At 66.9% G+C, this 16104-nt stretch carries 19 protein-coding genes and 1 tRNA gene; 10 read left to right on the forward strand and 10 right to left on the reverse strand.

Going from position 1 to position 16104, the window contains the following annotated elements:
* Positions 1-523: 523 nt before the first annotated feature.
* A complete protein-coding gene (locus ACM9NP_RS07965) occupies positions 524-1087 on the reverse strand; it encodes a DinB family protein (protein WP_415645976.1) in 564 nt (187 codons plus the stop codon).
* 153 nt (positions 1088-1240) lie between these two features.
* On the opposite strand from ACM9NP_RS07965, the gene ACM9NP_RS07970 reads away from it, so the two are divergent.
* Together ACM9NP_RS07970 and ACM9NP_RS07975 are read left to right on the forward strand one after the other, a co-directional pair.
* Positions 1241-1561 carry a hypothetical protein gene (locus tag ACM9NP_RS07970; RefSeq protein WP_415645977.1) on the forward strand — a complete coding sequence of 107 codons (321 nt, stop codon included), beginning with the start codon at positions 1241-1243 and terminating at the stop codon, positions 1559-1561.
* A gap of 53 nt (positions 1562-1614) precedes the next feature.
* Positions 1615-2556, forward strand: coding sequence for a phosphotransferase (locus ACM9NP_RS07975; RefSeq protein WP_415645978.1), 942 nt, complete (start codon positions 1615-1617; stop codon positions 2554-2556).
* A 139-nt stretch (positions 2557-2695) separates the two neighbouring features.
* On the opposite strand, the gene fbaA is transcribed toward ACM9NP_RS07975, so the two are convergent.
* A complete protein-coding gene (gene fbaA / locus ACM9NP_RS07980) occupies positions 2696-3718 on the reverse strand; it encodes a class II fructose-bisphosphate aldolase (RefSeq protein ID WP_415645979.1) in 1023 nt (340 codons plus the stop codon).
* 121 nt (positions 3719-3839) lie between these two features.
* On the opposite strand from fbaA, the gene ACM9NP_RS07985 reads away from it, so the two are divergent.
* Both ACM9NP_RS07985 and ACM9NP_RS07990 read left to right on the forward strand, forming a co-directional pair.
* On the forward strand, positions 3840-4040 hold the full coding sequence (locus ACM9NP_RS07985) for a hypothetical protein (protein ID WP_415645980.1): 201 nt from the start codon (positions 3840-3842) through the stop codon (positions 4038-4040).
* A gap of 61 nt (positions 4041-4101) precedes the next feature.
* Positions 4102-4193 (forward strand) — tRNA-Ser (locus tag ACM9NP_RS07990).
* Between the two features lie 290 nt (positions 4194-4483).
* Here ACM9NP_RS07990 and ACM9NP_RS07995 read toward each other — a convergent pair.
* The 4 genes from ACM9NP_RS07995 to ACM9NP_RS08010 form a co-directional block, all read right to left on the reverse strand.
* The gene (locus ACM9NP_RS07995) at positions 4484-5095 is read right to left on the reverse strand and encodes a hypothetical protein (protein ID WP_415645981.1); all 612 of its coding nucleotides are present in this window, start codon (positions 5093-5095) and stop codon (positions 4484-4486) included.
* A gap of 43 nt (positions 5096-5138) precedes the next feature.
* Positions 5139-5831, reverse strand: coding sequence for a hypothetical protein (locus ACM9NP_RS08000; RefSeq protein ID WP_415645982.1), 693 nt, complete (start codon positions 5829-5831; stop codon positions 5139-5141).
* 73 nt (positions 5832-5904) lie between these two features.
* Positions 5905-6621, reverse strand: a complete 717-nt coding sequence (locus tag ACM9NP_RS08005; RefSeq protein ID WP_415645983.1) for a hypothetical protein — start codon at positions 6619-6621, stop codon at positions 5905-5907.
* A gap of 315 nt (positions 6622-6936) precedes the next feature.
* Positions 6937-7371, reverse strand: a complete 435-nt coding sequence (locus ACM9NP_RS08010) for a VOC family protein (RefSeq protein WP_415645984.1) — start codon at positions 7369-7371, stop codon at positions 6937-6939.
* Between the two features lie 360 nt (positions 7372-7731).
* Between ACM9NP_RS08010 and ACM9NP_RS08015 the strand changes: the two genes are divergently transcribed.
* The 4 genes from ACM9NP_RS08015 (at position 7732) to ACM9NP_RS08030 (ending at position 10972) form a co-directional block, all read left to right on the forward strand.
* Positions 7732-8250 (forward strand): ribbon-helix-helix protein, CopG family, encoded by a 519-nt coding sequence (locus ACM9NP_RS08015; RefSeq protein WP_415645985.1) that lies wholly within the window; start codon positions 7732-7734, stop codon positions 8248-8250.
* Positions 8251-8363: 113 nt separating this feature from the next.
* On the forward strand, positions 8364-9215 hold the full coding sequence (locus ACM9NP_RS08020) for a DUF4097 family beta strand repeat-containing protein (RefSeq protein ID WP_415645986.1): 852 nt from the start codon (positions 8364-8366) through the stop codon (positions 9213-9215).
* Between the two features lie 24 nt (positions 9216-9239).
* On the forward strand, positions 9240-10184 hold the full coding sequence (locus ACM9NP_RS08025) for an ATP-binding cassette domain-containing protein (RefSeq protein ID WP_415645987.1): 945 nt from the start codon (positions 9240-9242) through the stop codon (positions 10182-10184).
* Positions 10181-10972, forward strand: coding sequence for an ABC transporter permease (locus ACM9NP_RS08030; protein WP_415645988.1), 792 nt, complete (start codon positions 10181-10183; stop codon positions 10970-10972). The genes ACM9NP_RS08025 and ACM9NP_RS08030 overlap by 4 nt, the downstream gene beginning before the upstream one ends.
* Before the next feature lie 375 nt (positions 10973-11347).
* On the opposite strand, the gene ACM9NP_RS08035 is transcribed toward ACM9NP_RS08030, so the two are convergent.
* Complete coding sequence (locus ACM9NP_RS08035; protein WP_415645989.1) at positions 11348-11668, reverse strand: hypothetical protein; 321 nt, start codon at positions 11666-11668, stop codon at positions 11348-11350.
* Positions 11669-11885: 217 nt separating this feature from the next.
* Positions 11886-12914, reverse strand: coding sequence for a GDP-mannose 4,6-dehydratase (gene gmd, locus ACM9NP_RS08040; protein WP_415645990.1), 1029 nt, complete (start codon positions 12912-12914; stop codon positions 11886-11888).
* A 156-nt stretch (positions 12915-13070) separates the two neighbouring features.
* Here gmd and ACM9NP_RS08045 point away from each other — a divergent pair, with 156 nt between their 5' ends.
* Positions 13071-14036: a GDP-L-fucose synthase family protein gene (locus ACM9NP_RS08045; RefSeq protein ID WP_415645991.1), complete on the forward strand. Its 966-nt coding sequence runs from the start codon at positions 13071-13073 to the stop codon at positions 14034-14036.
* On the opposite strand, the gene ACM9NP_RS08050 is transcribed toward ACM9NP_RS08045, so the two are convergent.
* Positions 14033-14173 (reverse strand): hypothetical protein, encoded by a 141-nt coding sequence (locus tag ACM9NP_RS08050; protein ID WP_415645992.1) that lies wholly within the window; start codon positions 14171-14173, stop codon positions 14033-14035. The genes ACM9NP_RS08045 and ACM9NP_RS08050 overlap by 4 nt on opposite strands.
* 46 nt (positions 14174-14219) lie before the next feature.
* Positions 14220-14996, reverse strand: a complete 777-nt coding sequence (locus tag ACM9NP_RS08055) for a WecB/TagA/CpsF family glycosyltransferase (protein ID WP_415645993.1) — start codon at positions 14994-14996, stop codon at positions 14220-14222.
* Between the two features lie 130 nt (positions 14997-15126).
* On the opposite strand from ACM9NP_RS08055, the gene ACM9NP_RS08060 reads away from it, so the two are divergent.
* Positions 15127-16095 (forward strand): NAD(P)H-quinone oxidoreductase, encoded by a 969-nt coding sequence (locus tag ACM9NP_RS08060; RefSeq protein ID WP_415645994.1) that lies wholly within the window; start codon positions 15127-15129, stop codon positions 16093-16095.
* Positions 16096-16104 lie beyond the last annotated feature (9 nt).

Below are 16104 nucleotides of genomic sequence, written 5' to 3' on the forward strand. Positions count from 1 at the left end.
CCGCGTCCATGGTGGAGATATCAGGCGGCCCTGTCGCGTACCGGACAGTACGCGCGTATTGACGGTGCTCCGGCGATGTGCTGAACTGTGATGACGTTGACTCCCAAAGTAAGGAAGCCGCGTATGTCGATAATGGACTATCTGGTGCGCGCGCTCGGCGACACGATCGCCACCCTGGACGAGGCCATCCTCAACGACGACGCCGCACCCGCCCCCGAACCGTCCATCAGCGACTCGACGGCCCNCGTCCGCNCCGCCGTCGACGAACATCCGCGCCGCCCCCGCCGCATCTTCCGTCCCCACGCGTGACCTGGCGGCGATCGACCCTCGCCGACTCGACGGCCCCCGGCTCCCGGCGCGACGACGAGGCGCGGTCGTTTCGTCGTTCCCCCGAACCCGAGCCGGGCCGGGCGACTCGTCGAGGACGGGACCGTCGACCGACCCGAGCGGACAAGGCACGCCAACGAAAAAGCGGGCGCCCGGCGGAACACACCGCCGAGCACCCGCCCCGCCCCAGTCGGGTTCAGTCCTTCTTGCCCCAGTTGGCGATCATCGCGAGGTACTGCTCGTGCCAGCCGTCCGCCATCGCCTGTAGTTCGTACATCGTCTTACCGTCGATCGCCTCACGCACGATGTCGGCGTGGCCCGCGTGCCGGGCCAGCTCCTCGATCAGGTGCCCCAACACCCACCGCAGGGACCACGCGTCCACGTCCTGCGGATTCCACGGAACGCTCTTGTCGATGGGGACCGGGTGATCCATCGGCAGACGCAGGACGACCGCCTTCGTCTGCTCGCCGACCTTCTCGAGCTCCGCGAGCAGCCCGGCGAGCGTCTCCTCCGGCAGCATCGTGAACTCGTTCTCGTCGGAGACCTCCGGTTCACCCTTCACCACGGCGATCCAGCCCCGCTCCATGGTGGCGACGTGCTTGATCAGACCGCCGATGCTCAGCTCGCCGACCGTAGGGCGCAAGCGGGCCTGCTCGTCGGACAGGCCGTGCGCGACATACCGGAACGTGTCGCGCTGCTGCGCCACGTACTTCAGCAGATTGTCGCGTTCGTCCGTCGTCGGCGGAACCTGACTAGCCATGATTACCCCTTCGCCACGTGCGGTTCGACCAGGTGACTATCCCACCGGGGTATGACATTCGAACGGAATGACGGCGGCGCGTTCGCGACTTCTCGTCACTGGCGAGGACGCGATAGGGTCGGCCTTCGACACCCTCAGCGACGGGAGACCACAATGGCCGAGCAGCCGACCGGACCGGTGTACGACCTCAACGGGGACGGCGTCCCCGACGAGACCACCAAGATCGGTGAGACGACGTACATCGACTACAACGACGACGGCAAGTTCGACGCGATGGTCACCCCGGAAGGCGAGATCTACGCCGATCTCGACGGCGACAGCACCTTCCGCACGAAGGTCGTCGACTCCGACGGCGACGGCGTCCCCGACCGTCTTGAGACCGATGTGGATGGTGATGGCGTTCCCGATCTGATCGAGATCGACTCCACGGGCGACGGCGTCATCGATACGGTGATCGACCGCCGCGACGCCTGAGGAGGGCGCGCGGCGACGTTGGACACGTCGGACAATCTGACACAATGCCCGTCATGTCTGAAACGACCCCAACACTCCCGCCCCGTACCCAGCAAGCACTCGATGCCGCGGTGACGATCGGCCGGGACCTCGGCCTGTCCGTTTCCGACGCCTCGGTCATCTACGACGTGTTCTCCGTCGTCGTCCACCTTGCTCCGTCCCCTGTCGTCGTCCGAATTCCGACCGTGCTGCCGAAGAGCGCGCGGCCGGTGGAACGGCAGCAGCGACGTCAGCGGGACGAGCTGGGCGTGGCGTCGTGGCTCGTCGAGAACGGGCACCCCGCGATCGGCCCCAGCCCGCTCGTCCCGCGAGAGCCCGTCGACGTCGACGGGCTCTCCATGACGTTCTGGCAGTGGGTCGAGCAGGACCACGGTGCCGAACCCGACTACATCCGCAACACCGCCTCGACGGCCACGTTGCACGCGATCCTGCGCGACTACGACGGCGGCCACCTGCCGTTCCTGTCGCCCGCCGCGAGCATCGAGCCGTGCCTGACGGAACTGTCGGAGAACCCGGACCTGATCGACGCCGACGACCTGGAGCGGGCGTGGCGGGAATGGCGGATCCTCAAGCCCGTCGTGTCGTCCGCCGAGGGCCTGCTGGCGGTGTTCCCGGACGCGTCCGTCCAGACGATTCACGGCGACTCGCCGCCGTTCAACCTGATCGAGACGACCTCGGGCCCGTTGTTCTCCGACTTCGAGGACGTCACCGTCGGGCCGATCGAGTGGGATCTGACCCTGACCGGGGACGAGGCGATCGCCGCCTACGACGCCGCGGCGACGGCGAAGGGTTCTCGACCCGTCGACCGGAAACTGTTGGCGGTCATGGAGTCCTTGCGGATGCTGCAGGTCGTCGCGTGCCTGACGCTCGTCGACGAACTGCCGATCCTTGCCGAAGGATTGAAGCCGTCGATCGAACAGTGGCGCGGCATGCCGCTCGCGGGCGGCCTCGACTGACGAGGGCGGTGCGACGATCGGAGTCGCGNCGCCCGCCAAGTCGGTCGGCGGGCTCGGCGTCAGTCCACTTCGGAGCAACGTCGTCGCCGACACGACGAAGGGCCGGGGCACCGTGGTGCCCCGGCCCTCCGTGCGTTCGTTACTTCAGTTTGGTGCCAACGGACCGCAGGTCCTCGCAGGCCTTGACGACGCGCGCGGCCATGCCCGCCTCCGCGGCCTTGCCGTAGGCGCGCGGGTCGTACTTCTTCTTGTCCCCGACCTCGCCGTCGATCTTCAACACGCCCTCGTAGTTGCGGAACATGTGATCGACGACGGGCCGCGTGAACGCGTACTGGGTGTCCGTGTCGACGTTCATCTTCACCACGCCGTGGTCGACGGCGGAGCGGATCTCTTCCAGAAGCGAACCGGAACCGCCGTGGAACACCAAGTCGAACGGCTTGTCCTTGCCGTACTTCGCGCCGACGGCCTCCTGAATGTCCTTCAGGATCTCGGGGCGGAGTTTGACGTTGCCCGGCTTGTACACACCGTGGACGTTGCCGAAGGTCAGCGCCGTCATGTACCGGCCCTTGTCGCCGACACCGAGCGCGGCGGCGGTCGCCAGGCCGTCTTCGACGGTGGTGTACAGCTTCTCGTCGATCGCGCCGACGATGCCGTCCTCCTCGCCCCCGACGACGCCGACCTCGATTTCGAGGATGATCTTCGCGGCGACGGCCTTCGCGAGGAGTTCCTCGGCGATCGTGAGGTTCTCCGCCAGCGGCACGGCGGAGCCGTCCCACATGTGCGACTGGAACAGCGGTGCCTGTCCGGCCTTGACGCGTTCTGCGGAGATGTCGAGCAGCGGACGGACGAAACCGTCGAGCTTGTTCTTCGGGCAGTGGTCGGTGTGCAGCGCGATGTTGACCGGGTACTTCTTGGCGACCTCGGCGGCGAACGCGGCGAAGGCGACCGATCCGGTCACCATGTCCTTGACGGTCGGGCCGGAGAAGTACTCGGCGCCGCCCGTGGAGACCTGGATGATGCCGTCGCTCTCGGCTTCGGCGAATCCCGCGAGCGCGGCGTTGAGGGTCTGGGAGGACGAAACGTTGATCGCCGGGTACGCGAACGCGCCGTCTTTGGCGCGGTCGAGCATCTCCGCGTATACCTCGGGTGTCGCGATGGGCATTTCCGCTCCTAACGTCGAAGTGTGAAGTGGCAAAGACGGCACTGTCCCACCTGGCATTCTGCTTCATCGGATCCTGTCGGCGGCCCCCGCCTTCGAGGTTTCGCCGCGTACCGTGGCGGTTATGGCATTCGACACATGGGGTGACGACGACCGGAACGACGAGGACGTGGCGGAGGAGCGGAGCGACGCGGACGACCGCCGCGTGGCCGAGGACGACACCGATGACGTGCCCGACGAGTTGCCGATGGAGGCGGACGAGGCCGACGTCATCGATCAGTCCCGCGCCGTTCCCGAGTCCCATGAGGACTATCCGGCGGAGTGAGCCGTCCTCGGCGCGTGATCGAGTGGCGGCCGTTTGGTACATTGACTCGCGGTCCGCCCCGGGAGGCGTCGCATAGTGGACTAGTGCAGCAGTCTTGAAAACTGCCAGGCGTGGTGACACGTCTCGTGGGTTCGAATCCCACCGCCTCCGCCAACACCCCGCAATTCACGGTCACCGCCAGCAGAGACACACCCCCTATGTCCCACATGGACATGGGGGTGTTGTGCGGTTGAGTGTGGTTCGATGCGGCGACGGCGACTATCTGTGGGCCAGTCTCGCGGAAGGTGTCCAGCGAAAGTGGACCACGACCCGCGACAGTCGACGGTCGCCGATTCAGAGGGCACGATCGGGACGATGCGTGACGACTCACCGTGCTTGGAAGGCTCTGACCGTATCCCTGGTGCTGCTGGTGCATAAAGTCTTGTTCGCCCTGGTCAGCGCGGTCAGACGTTCTCGAAGATAGTCGCCATGACCGCGTCCGCAACGGCCGCGAGGTCGTCGGCGTACGTCGTCAACGGCGGGTCCTTCTCGATCCCCTCGTAGAAGACCACCTCCGACATCAGCAGGTCGCGGTCGAAGGTGACGGATTGGGCCACCGTCATCGGTGTCTCCGTGAAATTGGCGCCCTGACAGAACTCGTCGTCGTCCATCTTCCGCAGTTCGAGCACGTCCGGCGGGACCGTCCCCATGGACAGTTGGGCGTTGTAGTGGCCGGCGCAGATGTCCCCCTCCGGGTCCTTGCCGAGGCTGGTGTAGGTCGAGTGGAGCCCCACTCGGACCGTGATCGTGTAGTTCTTCAACCACGAGACGGAGACGACGCAGCCCTCGTCGTCGAGCGCGTACGACTGGAGCTCCGCCACTGCCGGGCGGACCTCGTAGTGCTCGGACGTGACGGTCCCGTCGTCGACGACGCGCTGAACGGTCTCCCGCACGTCGTCGCACATCGTGTCGAAAGCCTCGGGGTCGTCCAGCAGTCGGTCGGGAGATTGGCAAGCCGTGACGGACACCGCCGCGATCGTTCCCACTGCGATGGACTTCAGGATTCTGCATGTCATGCGGCACATCACTTCACAAGATCAGGAGGGGCGGGCGGTTCGGTCAGATCAGTCCTACGAGCTTCTCCATGACCTGGGTCGTCACCACGTCCAGGTCGGCGCCGTACTCGGGGGTGCCGGGAGAGGACCATGCGCGAGCCTCGACGATCATGAATCGCGTCGTGACGTGGGCGGCGTGGGTGACGAACACCGTGTCCAGCACGATCCCCCCATCGAGTTGATACGCGGGTGAGCGGCAGTACTCCCGATCGTCGGTGGACTCCACTGTCGAGTCGGCCCCGAAGACGGCTCTCGGCCGTTCGTTCCGGGAGTCGCTGAACTCGCCGTGGAGTTCGCAGACGTCCATCGACTCCTTCTCCGCGAGGGCCTCTTCGGAGAGGGGGTTGACCCCCAGTTTGATCGCGATCCCTTGCTGGCCCAGGTAGAAGGTGACGGCGCAGTCCTCCTTCCTGTCGTCGTCCTCGGAACGTTCGGTCTTGGCGTCGAGGTGTTCGAGCGTCGTGAGCATCGGAACCAGCTCGATTCGCTGATCGAGGACGACCTCCTCCGTTGCCAGCGCGACGGCGTTGCACAGTGCGTCGATCTCCTCGGCGTCCGGCGGCGGGCCTTCGAATGGGTCGTCCCGGACGGCGTAGGTCGACTTCGGGGTCGGTGACGCGTCGTCGGCCTCGCCACAGGACGTGAGGCCGAATGCGACGACGGCGGCGACGAGGAGGTGAGACGTTCGGGATGTCATGGGGCACCTTCGTTCTCGGAGGATCAACGGTGTCCGTCGACGCATGCCGAACTCGACGGAACGCCGGACGGGGTCAGAGGGAGTCGACGACCTTCTCCAGGAAGACGTCGGTCAGGTCGTCGAACTCGCTGTGGTGAAGCTTCCGGACGGGGTCGGCGAACAACGTCGTCGCGACCGCGATCTGCGTGGACCGCGTGAGGTAAACCGTCTGGAGTCGAAGCGTGTCGGGCGCCTCCACGAGGAAGCCGCAGGACCGTCCGTCCTCGGAAAGCTCCGCCTCGGACGACTCCGCGACGAAGGTCCCGAAGTCGTCGGGCCGCATCAGCTCGTCCGCGCCGATGTCCTCGTAGAACTCGCAGACGTCGAGTGGCCCGGAGTCGGACAGGACCGACCGGTACTCCTCCCGAGCGTCGTCCGGGAGTGGGTTCACGCCCAGCCGCAACAGGAACCGGAAGCCCGTCATCTCGTACGAGATGAGACAGTGGTCGTCGTCCTCCTCGATCGGGAAGGCGAGATAGATGCTGGACGCGAAATCAGACCGTTCCAAGAGGACGTCCTCGAAAGTGGCCAACAGGGCCTCGCAGGCCTCGCTGATCTCGTCCGATTCGGGGGGAGCGTCCTCCAGGTACAGGGCCGTGAAGACCGGGTCGTCCGGAGCCTCGACGAAGGCCGCGGACGCCGACGCGCACGACGTCAACGCGAGGAGGCCGACGACGGCGAGAGCCGCCAGTCGCGTCGACGCGACGATCCCATGTGGTCTCGGCGTCATTCGTGAGTGAAGATCGTCCATGGGGTCCGCCTCTCTCCGGGGTGCGATGCGGGCGCCGAACATCCAGGGCGGTAACGGATCCCTCGACGTCGGTGCTCGCCACACCCTACCGACGAACCGGGCGCCGGTCCATGGCATTCGCAAGGTGGACCGTCGCATAGTCGCTTTAGGTCGGACGCGTGGAGTGCGGTGGAGGGCCGATGAATCGGCAGGGTGCGCCCCGTCCGAGGCACCCACCTCGCGGATCCGGCATCGTCGCAATGCGGCGAGAGACCCGCCTGAGATCAACTCCGTGTCATCAGGGGGGTCGGGCGGACCGGACGCGTTCGGGGCCTCTCAGTCGAGACAGAACTCGTTGCCCTCGACGTCCTGCATCGGGAGGCACGACTCGTTCTCCTCGTCGGCGAGCAGGAGTTGCCCGCGGACGGCGCCGAGCGGGACCAGTCGCGCGCACTCGGCCTCGAGCGCGGCGAGACGCTCCTCGCCCACGAGCCCGGTGCCGACGCGCACGTCGAGGTGCACCCGGTTCTTGACGACTTTGCCTTCGGGAACGCGCTGGAAGTACAGCCGCGGACCCACACCCGTGGGATCGACGCAGACGAACCCGGCGCCCTGACGCTCGGGCGGCAGCGAGCGATCGTAATCGTCCCAAGTGTCGAAGCCCCCCGGTGGGGGAGGCACGACGTAGCCCAAGACCTCGCGCCAGAACCGAGCGACGCGCTGAGGGTCCGCGCAGTCGAAGGTGACTTGGAATTGCTTGACGGACGCCATGGATCCACGATAGCGGCGCGTGGCGCTCGCCGGGATTCCGGACGTCGTCGCCGAACGGGGGGTCTCGCGTGACATGACTTGGCGGCGTTGGCTGGTGCGGTGACCGGCTGGTGAGAACGGCCGTAGTGGCGCCGACCATCTAGATCGGCATCGCCGGCGAGTCGAAGACCCGGCGATGCCATCGCGGCACCGGAGCGGTGCCCCGTCGGGTCGCGTGAGTGACGCGGCCGGTCCCATCGGTTCCCCTGGGTCGGCTCGATGTGCCCAATCGCTCCGCCTCTCACCTGGGGATTCAGTCAATGAGCCGCTTTGGTGCCACCCCCGCTTGCAATGGTGCCAAAGTTGTGCCATCATGGTGCCATGGACTTGACACCATTTATCGAGAGCGTTCGCCGGGAACTCGCGGTGGCCGCCGATCCGGACGGCGAGAATCGCGCGGTCGCGGAGCGGATGGCCTCGGCGTTGACACCGACGATTCGGCTGATGTTGCTGAACGCCCTGTCCACGGCGGCCGACGACATCACCATCGACCTGGCTCCCGGCTCGGTCGAGGTGCGACTGCGCGGCGGAGAGCCGTCCTTCGTCGTCACCCCGCCGATGTCCGAGCAGCCGACTCCGGCGGCCGTCGAGCCGACTGAGCCAGATGGCGCCAAGGTGGTGCCATCGGACATCGACGACGGACCGATGTCGCGGATCAACCTGCGACTGTCCGAACAACTCAAGGCCCGCATCGAAGAGGACGCCGACCGGGAGGGCCGATCCGTCAACGCCTGGCTCGTGCGGGCGGCGGCGATCGTCCTGGACTCACGCGGTCGCGAATCCTCCTCGCCACGCCCGACCTCCTCGGGCACCAACCGGTTCACCGGATGGGTGCGTTAGCGCCACAACCACAACCGCAGCCACAGCCACAGCCACAACCGCAGCCACAGCCACAGCCACAACCGCAGCCACTGACATCGCTCACGCCTCACGAACTTCGAAAAGAGAAGACAATGCCTACGTTCGCAACGCCCAAACCGATCAACGTCGAGATCGACCTGATGGTCGCCAACGTGACCATCACCGCCGAGGACCGCGCCGACACGGTCGTCAACGTGGACCCCACGAACCCCGACAACGCGTCCGATGTGGAAGCCGCGGCGGAGACCCGGGTCGAGCTGTCCGGCGACACCATGACCGTCAAGGGTCCGGGTTTTCGCAAGTATGTCGGCTGGAGCAACAAGAGCCGCTCGGTCGACGTGTCCATCACGATGCCGACCGGGTCCAGCGTGTTCGGATCCGGAGTCGGAGCCGTCATCAACTTGAAGGCCACCGGTCGGCTCGGCAGGTGCGAGTTCAGGTCCGGGGTCGGCCACGTCCATCTGAACCAGGCCGGTTCGGTGAAGTTGAAGGTGTTCGGCGACATCCTCGTCGACGAGGTCGATGGCGACGCGAAGCTGTCCACCAGTACGGGACAGCTGCGGATCGGCCAGGTGACCGGCACCGTGGACGCCAAGAACTCCAACGGATCCGTCGTCATCGGTGACATCGGCGGCTCTGCCAGGCTGCGTTCATCCAATGGGGACATCGTGGTCGACCGCGCTCTCGGCGACGTCGATGCGGTCACCGCGCACGGCAACATCCGCGTCGACGAGGTGCGCCAGGGCGTCGTGGAACTCAAGACCGCGATGGGCGAGATCCAGCTCGGCGTCGCCGAGGGCACCGCCGCGTGGCTTGACGCCCACACGAGTTTCGGCACCGTGCGCAAACAGTTGGACGGCGCCGGCGAACCCGGCCCCGGAGAGTCCACCGTCAAGGTGCGGGCCCGCAGCTCGTACGGCGACATCGTGATCCGTCGGTCCTGACCCGACCACAAGAGAGGCATTGACATGACAACCGCGATCTCCGCCACCGGGCTGCGCAAGTCCTACGGCGACAAGCTCGTACTCGACGGCATCGACCTGCACGTTCCGGTGGGGAAGATCTTCTCGCTGCTGGGACCCAACGGCGCGGGAAAGACCACCGCCGTGCAGATCCTGTCCACTTTGATCGGCGCGGACGGTGGCGACGTCCGCGTCGCCGGACACGACCTGGCGACCGAACCCGACGCGGTCCGCGCCGCCATCGGTGTGACCGGGCAGTTCTCCGCAGTGGACAACCTCCTCACCGGTGAGGAGAACCTGCTCCTGATGTCCGACCTGCACCATCTGAGCCGTCGTGAAGGCCGCTCCCGGGCGGCCCGACTCATCGAGCGTTTCGACCTGACCGAGGCCGCCAAGAGACCCGCCTCCACCTACTCCGGTGGCATGCGGCGAAAACTCGACCTGGCGATGGGCCTGGTCGGCAATCCGCGCATCGTCTTCCTCGACGAACCCACGACCGGCCTCGACCCGCGAAGCCGCCGTGCCATGTGGGACATCATCCGTGAACTGGTGTCCGACGGCGTCACGATCTTCCTGACCACCCAGTACCTGGAAGAGGCCGACCAGCTCGCCGACAGGATCGCGCTGCTCGACCACGGCAGGATCGTCGCCCTGGGAACCCCCGCCGAACTCAAGCGGCTCATCCCCGGGGGGCACGTCAACCTGCGGTTCGCGGACGCGACCGACCTGGACGCCGCGGTCGGCGCCCTCGGGGAGACGTCGTACGACGCCGAGACGTTCAGTCTGCAGGTGCCCGGCGACGGCGGCGTCAGATCCCTTCGTACCATTTTGGACCGACTCGACGCCGTCGGCGTCGAACCGGCCGAACTGTCCGTCCACACCCCCGACCTCGACGACGTCTTCCTCGCCCTCACCGGACGTACCGACCAGCCGAAAGCAGCCCACCGATGAGCACGATGACCCTCGCCATGCGCGACTCCAAGACCATGTTGCGGCGCAACCTGAAACGCTGGATGCGCTACCCGTCCATGACCGTGCTCCTCATCGGGATGCCGATCGTCTTCCTGTTGCTCTTCGTCTATGTCTTCGGAGAGACCCTCGGCGCCGGAATCAGCGGCGCGGGGGGCGGCCGCGCCGACTACATCGCCTACGTGACCCCCGCGATCCTGCTCATGACCGTGACCAGCGCGATCCAGGGCACGTCGATATCGGTGGCGATGGACATGACCGAGGGCATCGTCGCCCGGTTCCGCACCATGGCCATCGCCCGAACCTCCGTCCTGATCGGGCATGTCATCGGCAGCCTGATCCAGACGATGCTCAGCATCGCGGTCGTCCTGGGCGTCGCCCTGCTGATCGGGTTCCGCCCCGCCGCCGGCCCCGTCGAGTGGCTCGCCCTGACCGGCTTCCTCCTGTTGCTGTCGCTCGCCCTCGTCTGGTTGGCGGTCGCGCTGGGCATGGTCTGCAAGAGCGTCGAGACCGCCAGCAACGTACTGATGCCGCTGGTGCTGCTGCCCTTCCTCGGAAGCGGCTTCGTCCCCACCGAGTCGATGCCGACCGTGCTGCGCTGGTTCGCCGAGTACCAACCGTTCACCCCGATCATCGAGACGATCCGTGGCTTGATCATGGACACCCCGATCGGCGACAGCGCCTGGCAGGCGGTCGCCTGGTGCGTCGTCACCGTGGTCGGCAGCTACTTCTGGGCGCGCAAGCTCTACAACCGCGACCCGTCCGCCTGACCGCTTGTCCCGACAACCCACGACACCCACCCCGACCCACATGGCACGAACCGCTCCCCGGCGGCTGGACCGAGATGCTCGGTTCCGCTTCCGGGGAGTCGTCGTATGTGCCCGCCTCAACCCGTCCACCGGAAGAACGGCGGTTCCGAGAGCGCCTCCGAGTCTCGGCGACGGTCCTGGACGCGGCACCGTTTCATTGCCCCGGAAGCACTCGCCCACCAGGGGTCGCCGTTTCGTCCCGGCGGAAGTCGCGTCCTAAGGCTCGGGCGGTCCTCGTCGGCGAACGGTCCGTTCGTCTCGGTGGTGCCTGGAAGCATTGGGCGCGTTGCGTTCACGATGAGGCAACTGGCCGAACGGGGCGGACGCTTCCTGGCGTCAACAGCCGTGGCCGACCGCCGCGTCGTCGGGTTCCCCGGGCTGGAGGATGACGTAGTCGTAGTCCACCTCGCATATCTCCCGCCTGTCCGGGGTCACGACCCAGGGAAAGACGTCACCGTCCTCGTCGGCGACCCATGCCGCGATCTGGAGGATGACCGTTTTCCCACGTTGGTCCTTGGTGCGCACTCGCCATCCACGTCCCGCCGGAATGACGGGCGGCGGTGTCGCCGACCCCGGTCGCACGGTTCCGGGGCGTAGGACGCCGACCGACGGCACGTCGTCATCCCCGTGGAAGTACGCGTCCTCGTCGTCGTACATGCGGTCCCCTTTCGCCTTTCGGCTTCCCCCATCGAAACGGGAACGAACAAGCCGATGCCCTGAACCTTCCAGTCTAGGCGTGCTCACCACCGAGGGTCCCACTTCTGTTCCCGCGTCAAGGCAGTCCTGAACGACAGTACGCCCCCAGTCCATATCAGACTGAGGGCGTACTTTGTAACGGTCCAAGCCGTTGGTCAGGATTAGACATTGTGGATCTTTAGACGTGCTCGGCCTTCACGTGGCGGCCGGAGAGCTGGTCGTCGAGGATCTCGCGGTCGGCGTCGACCATGAGCTTCGCGAGTTCGCGCCAATGGGTCTTCGCCTCCCAGCCGAGCTTCTCGCGGGCCTTCGTCGCGTCACCGATCAAGGCGTCCACTTCAGAGGGACGTTCGTGGCGGTCGTCGTGGCGGACGTGGTCGTGCCAGTTGAGGCCCGCGTGCTCGAACGCGACCGTCAGGAAGTCCCGGATCGTCGCGCCCTCGCCGGTCGCGAGAACGTAGTCGTCGGCGGTGTCCTGTTGCAACATCCGCCACATGCATTCGACGTACTCGGGGGCGTAACCCCAGTCCCGCACGGCGTCGAGGTTGCCCATGAAGATGTGGTCCTGGATGCCCGCCGAGATCCGGGCGACGGCGCGCGTGATCTTGCGCGTCACGAAGGTCTCGCCCCGGCGCGGCGACTCGTGGTTGAAGAGGATCCCGTTCGACGCGTGCAGGCCGTAGGCCTCCCGATAGTTGATCGTGGCCCAGTACGCGTAGATCTTCGCGACACCGTAGGGACTGCGCGGGTGGAACGTCGTCGACTCGTTCTGCGGCGGCGGCGTCGACCCGAACAGTTCCGACGTCGACGCCTGGTAGAAGCGGGTCTCGACGCCCGCCGCGCGAATCGCTTCCAACAGACGGATCGTGCCGAGCGCGGTCACGTCGCCCGTGTAGTCGGGGATGTCGAAGCTGACGCGGACGTGGCTCTGCGCCGCGAGGTTGTAGACCTCGTCCGGGGCGACGTCCCGGACGATGTTCGTGAGCATGCTGGCGTCGGTGATGTCGCCGTAGTGCAGGAAGAGGCGCCGGTTCGACTCGTGCGGGTCCTGGTAGATCTCATCGAGCCGCGACGTGTTGATCGTCGACGAGCGCCGGACGATGCCGTGCACCTCATATCCCTTGTCGAGCAGCAGTTCCGCCAGGTAGGAGCCGTCCTGGCCGCTGATGCCGGTGATCAGTGCCGTCTTCGTGGGGTTGCCGCTCATCGATTCCTCTTCGCTTGGCGGGAGTGGTCAGACGCCGATCTTAACCGCCTCGTGACCACCGCCTCTGCTCAGCGAGCGGGCGCGACTGCGGGCACGGACACGCCGTCGGACGGCGCACGCTCTATGCTCGAAGTGCCTTCAGCGACAGGAGTAGCGATGAACGACGGGTTCCGTCACGAGATCCCCACCGACGCCAAGATCTACGTCTCCGGACACCGGGGTCTGGTCGGTTCGGCGGTGTGGCGGCGGTTCGAGGCCGCCGGGTTCACGAACCTGATCGGGCGGGCGAGCGCGGAGCTGGATCTGACCGATCGCGCCGCCGTCATGGACTTCTTCGCCACCGAGCGCCCCGACTACGTCGTCGCCGCAGCCGCGAAGGTCGGAGGTGTCTTCGGCAACGCCGCCGCGAACGCGGACTTCCTGTCGGAGAACCTCCGTATGCAGGTGAACCTTCTCGACGCCGCCGCGCGCAACGAGGTGAAACGCCTCGCGTTCCTCGGGTCGAGTTGCATCTACCCCGCGCACGCGGAGCAGCCGATCACGGAGGACGCGCTGTTGACGGGAGCGCTCGAACCGACGAACTTCGGGTACGCGATCGCGAAGATCACGGGCGTGCTCCAGGTGAAGGCGCTGCGCGAGCAGTACGGTGCCTCGTTCATCTCCCTCATGCCGTCGAACCTGTACGGGCCTGGCGACAACTTCACGATTCCGGGCGGCCACGCGCTGCCGATGATCATGCGTCGCATGCACGAGGCGAAGGCGGCCGGCGACGAGACCTTCACGGTCTACGGCTCGGGTGAGCCGCTGCGGGAGTATCTGCACGTCGACGACCTCGCCGACGCCGTCCTGTACTGCCTGCGCCGCTATGACGGCGACACGCACGTCAACATCGGTTCCGGCGCGGATCTGACGATCAACGAACTGTCCGCGAAGATCGCCGCCGTCGTCGGCTTCGAGGGCCGACTCGTCAACGATCGTTCCAAAAAGGACGGCGTGTATCGGAAACTCATGGACTCCGGCAAACTCCGCGCTCTCGGCTGGAGCCCGTCGATCGATCTCGACGCGGGCCTGAAGTCAACGTACGAGTGGTTCCTCGACCACCAGGACGACTACCGCCGCTAGCCGGACGTGGACGCCTCGGGTGGTGGACGACGAACCGCCACCCGACCGTCGTACGCCCGCGCGGTCACTCCCGCGAGGACGAGAGCCACCTCGTGGCCCCTCTCGATGGCGGGCGTCACGTCAGAACGGATTCTCACCCAGACGCGCCTCGACCCTCCCGCGCCAGGCGGGCCCCACCGGGGTTCAGGACTCGCGGGAGTTGCGACGGCGATCCGTCATCACGCCGTACACGAACATCGTGTTCCCGACGAGGTACCGCTTCCACAACCGACGCGGCTCCGTCGCGAGCCGATACGCCCACTCCAAGCCGTTCTTCTGCACGAACTTCGGCGCCATCGGCTTGTTGCCCGACCAGAAGTCGAACGCCGCCCCGACCGGCACCAGCGTGCACGCCAACCGGTCCGCGTACTCGTGAACGAACTGGTCCTGCCGCGGCGTCCCCAAACCCACCCAGAACACGTCCGGCGCGGCCTCGGCGACACGCTTCTCCAACTCGGTCGCCTCCTCCGAGGTCAGCGGCCGAAACGGCGGCGACTCCGCGGCGACGATGTCCACCCCCGGAAGCTTCGCCTCCAACTCCACCTTCAGCTTCGCGACCGTCTCCGGCGACGCCCCGTACAGGTAATGCCGAAGCCCACGCTCACGCCCCGCGTCCATCGTGTTGAACATCAGGTCCGGGCCGTAGACCCGCTCCGTCATCGCGGACTCGCCCCGCTTCAACCCGACCTTCGCCAGGTAATGCCCGTCCGAGAAGTTGATGTCGGCGTCGTTGAGCATCCCCCGGTACTCGTCGTCGCGCAGCGCCAACGACAACGTGAACGCGTTGCACAGATGCGTCTGCCGTGCCGTGCCGTGCCGTGAGTCGAGCAGGGCGTTCACGGCGCTCGCGGGGGCGTAGCCGTCGATGAGGACGCCGCAGCAACGAAAACGGCCGGGGGCGGGGGTATGTGACTCGGACATCGCAGCAACGATACCGCTCGCGCCACTTTCCGCGTGGGGCAGACGAAGCCGACGCGTCGACCCCCGGAAACACGGGGCCGCGCTCGCCGGAGCCCGGTTCGGTGAGCGGCGGCGCCTAGGATGGGCCGTTATGGACGCGATCCTGATCACGGAACCTGGCGGGCCGGACGTGCTGACCGTCGCGGAGTTGGACGATCCGGAGTACGGCGCCGGTGACGTCGTCATCGAGGTCGCCGCCGCCGGCGTGAACCGGGCGGATCTGCTGCAACGCCAGGGCCACTATCCGCCTCCGCCGGGTGCCCCCGAACATCCGGGGCTCGAGTGCTCCGGCACGATCGCGGCGGTCGGGAGCGAGGCGCATCGCTGGCGGGTCGGCGACGAGGTGTGCGCGCTGCTGCCGGGCGGCGGTTACGCGACGAAGGTCGTGGTCGACGCCGGTCTGGTGCTGCCTGTACCTGCGGGTGTTCCTCTGGTGGACGCCGCTGGGCTGCCGGAGGTCGCGGCGACCGTCTGGTCGAACCTCGTCGACGTGGCCCGGATTCGCGCGGGTGATCGTCTGCTCGTCCACGGCGGTTCCGGCGGGATCGGGACGTTCGCGATCCAGTTCGCGCGCGCGTTCGGGGCGGCGAGCATCGTGACGACGACGCGTGCCGGCAACCGGGACGCGGTGATGGAGCTCGGCGCGGATGTCGTCGTCGACTACCGGGACGAGGACTTCGTCGAGGCCTGCCGTGAACTCGGCGGGGTCGACATCATCCTCGACAACATGGGTGCGTCCTATCTGGACAGGAACATCGCGGCGTTGGATCGCAACGGTCGCATCCTCACGATCGGCCTGCAGGGCGGCGCGACGACGAAGCTCAACCTCGGTGCGCTGCTCGGGAAGTGCGCGACGCTGCATGGGACGGGGCTGCGGGGCCGTCCCCTGACGGAACGCATCTCGGTGATCGCGGGGGTCGAGCAGGACGTGTGGCCGCTGCTCGCGTCGGGCACGATTCGACCCGTTGTCGCGCAGCGGTTGCCGCTGGCGGAGGCGGCGGAGGCGCACCGGTTCATCGAGGCGGGCGGGCACGTCGGCAAGGTGCTGTTGACGACGTGAACCGGCCGC

Origin of the sequence: Stackebrandtia soli (genome assembly GCF_965137155.1) — a bacterium.
Lineage (GTDB): Bacteria > Actinomycetota > Actinomycetes > Mycobacteriales > Micromonosporaceae > Stackebrandtia > Stackebrandtia soli.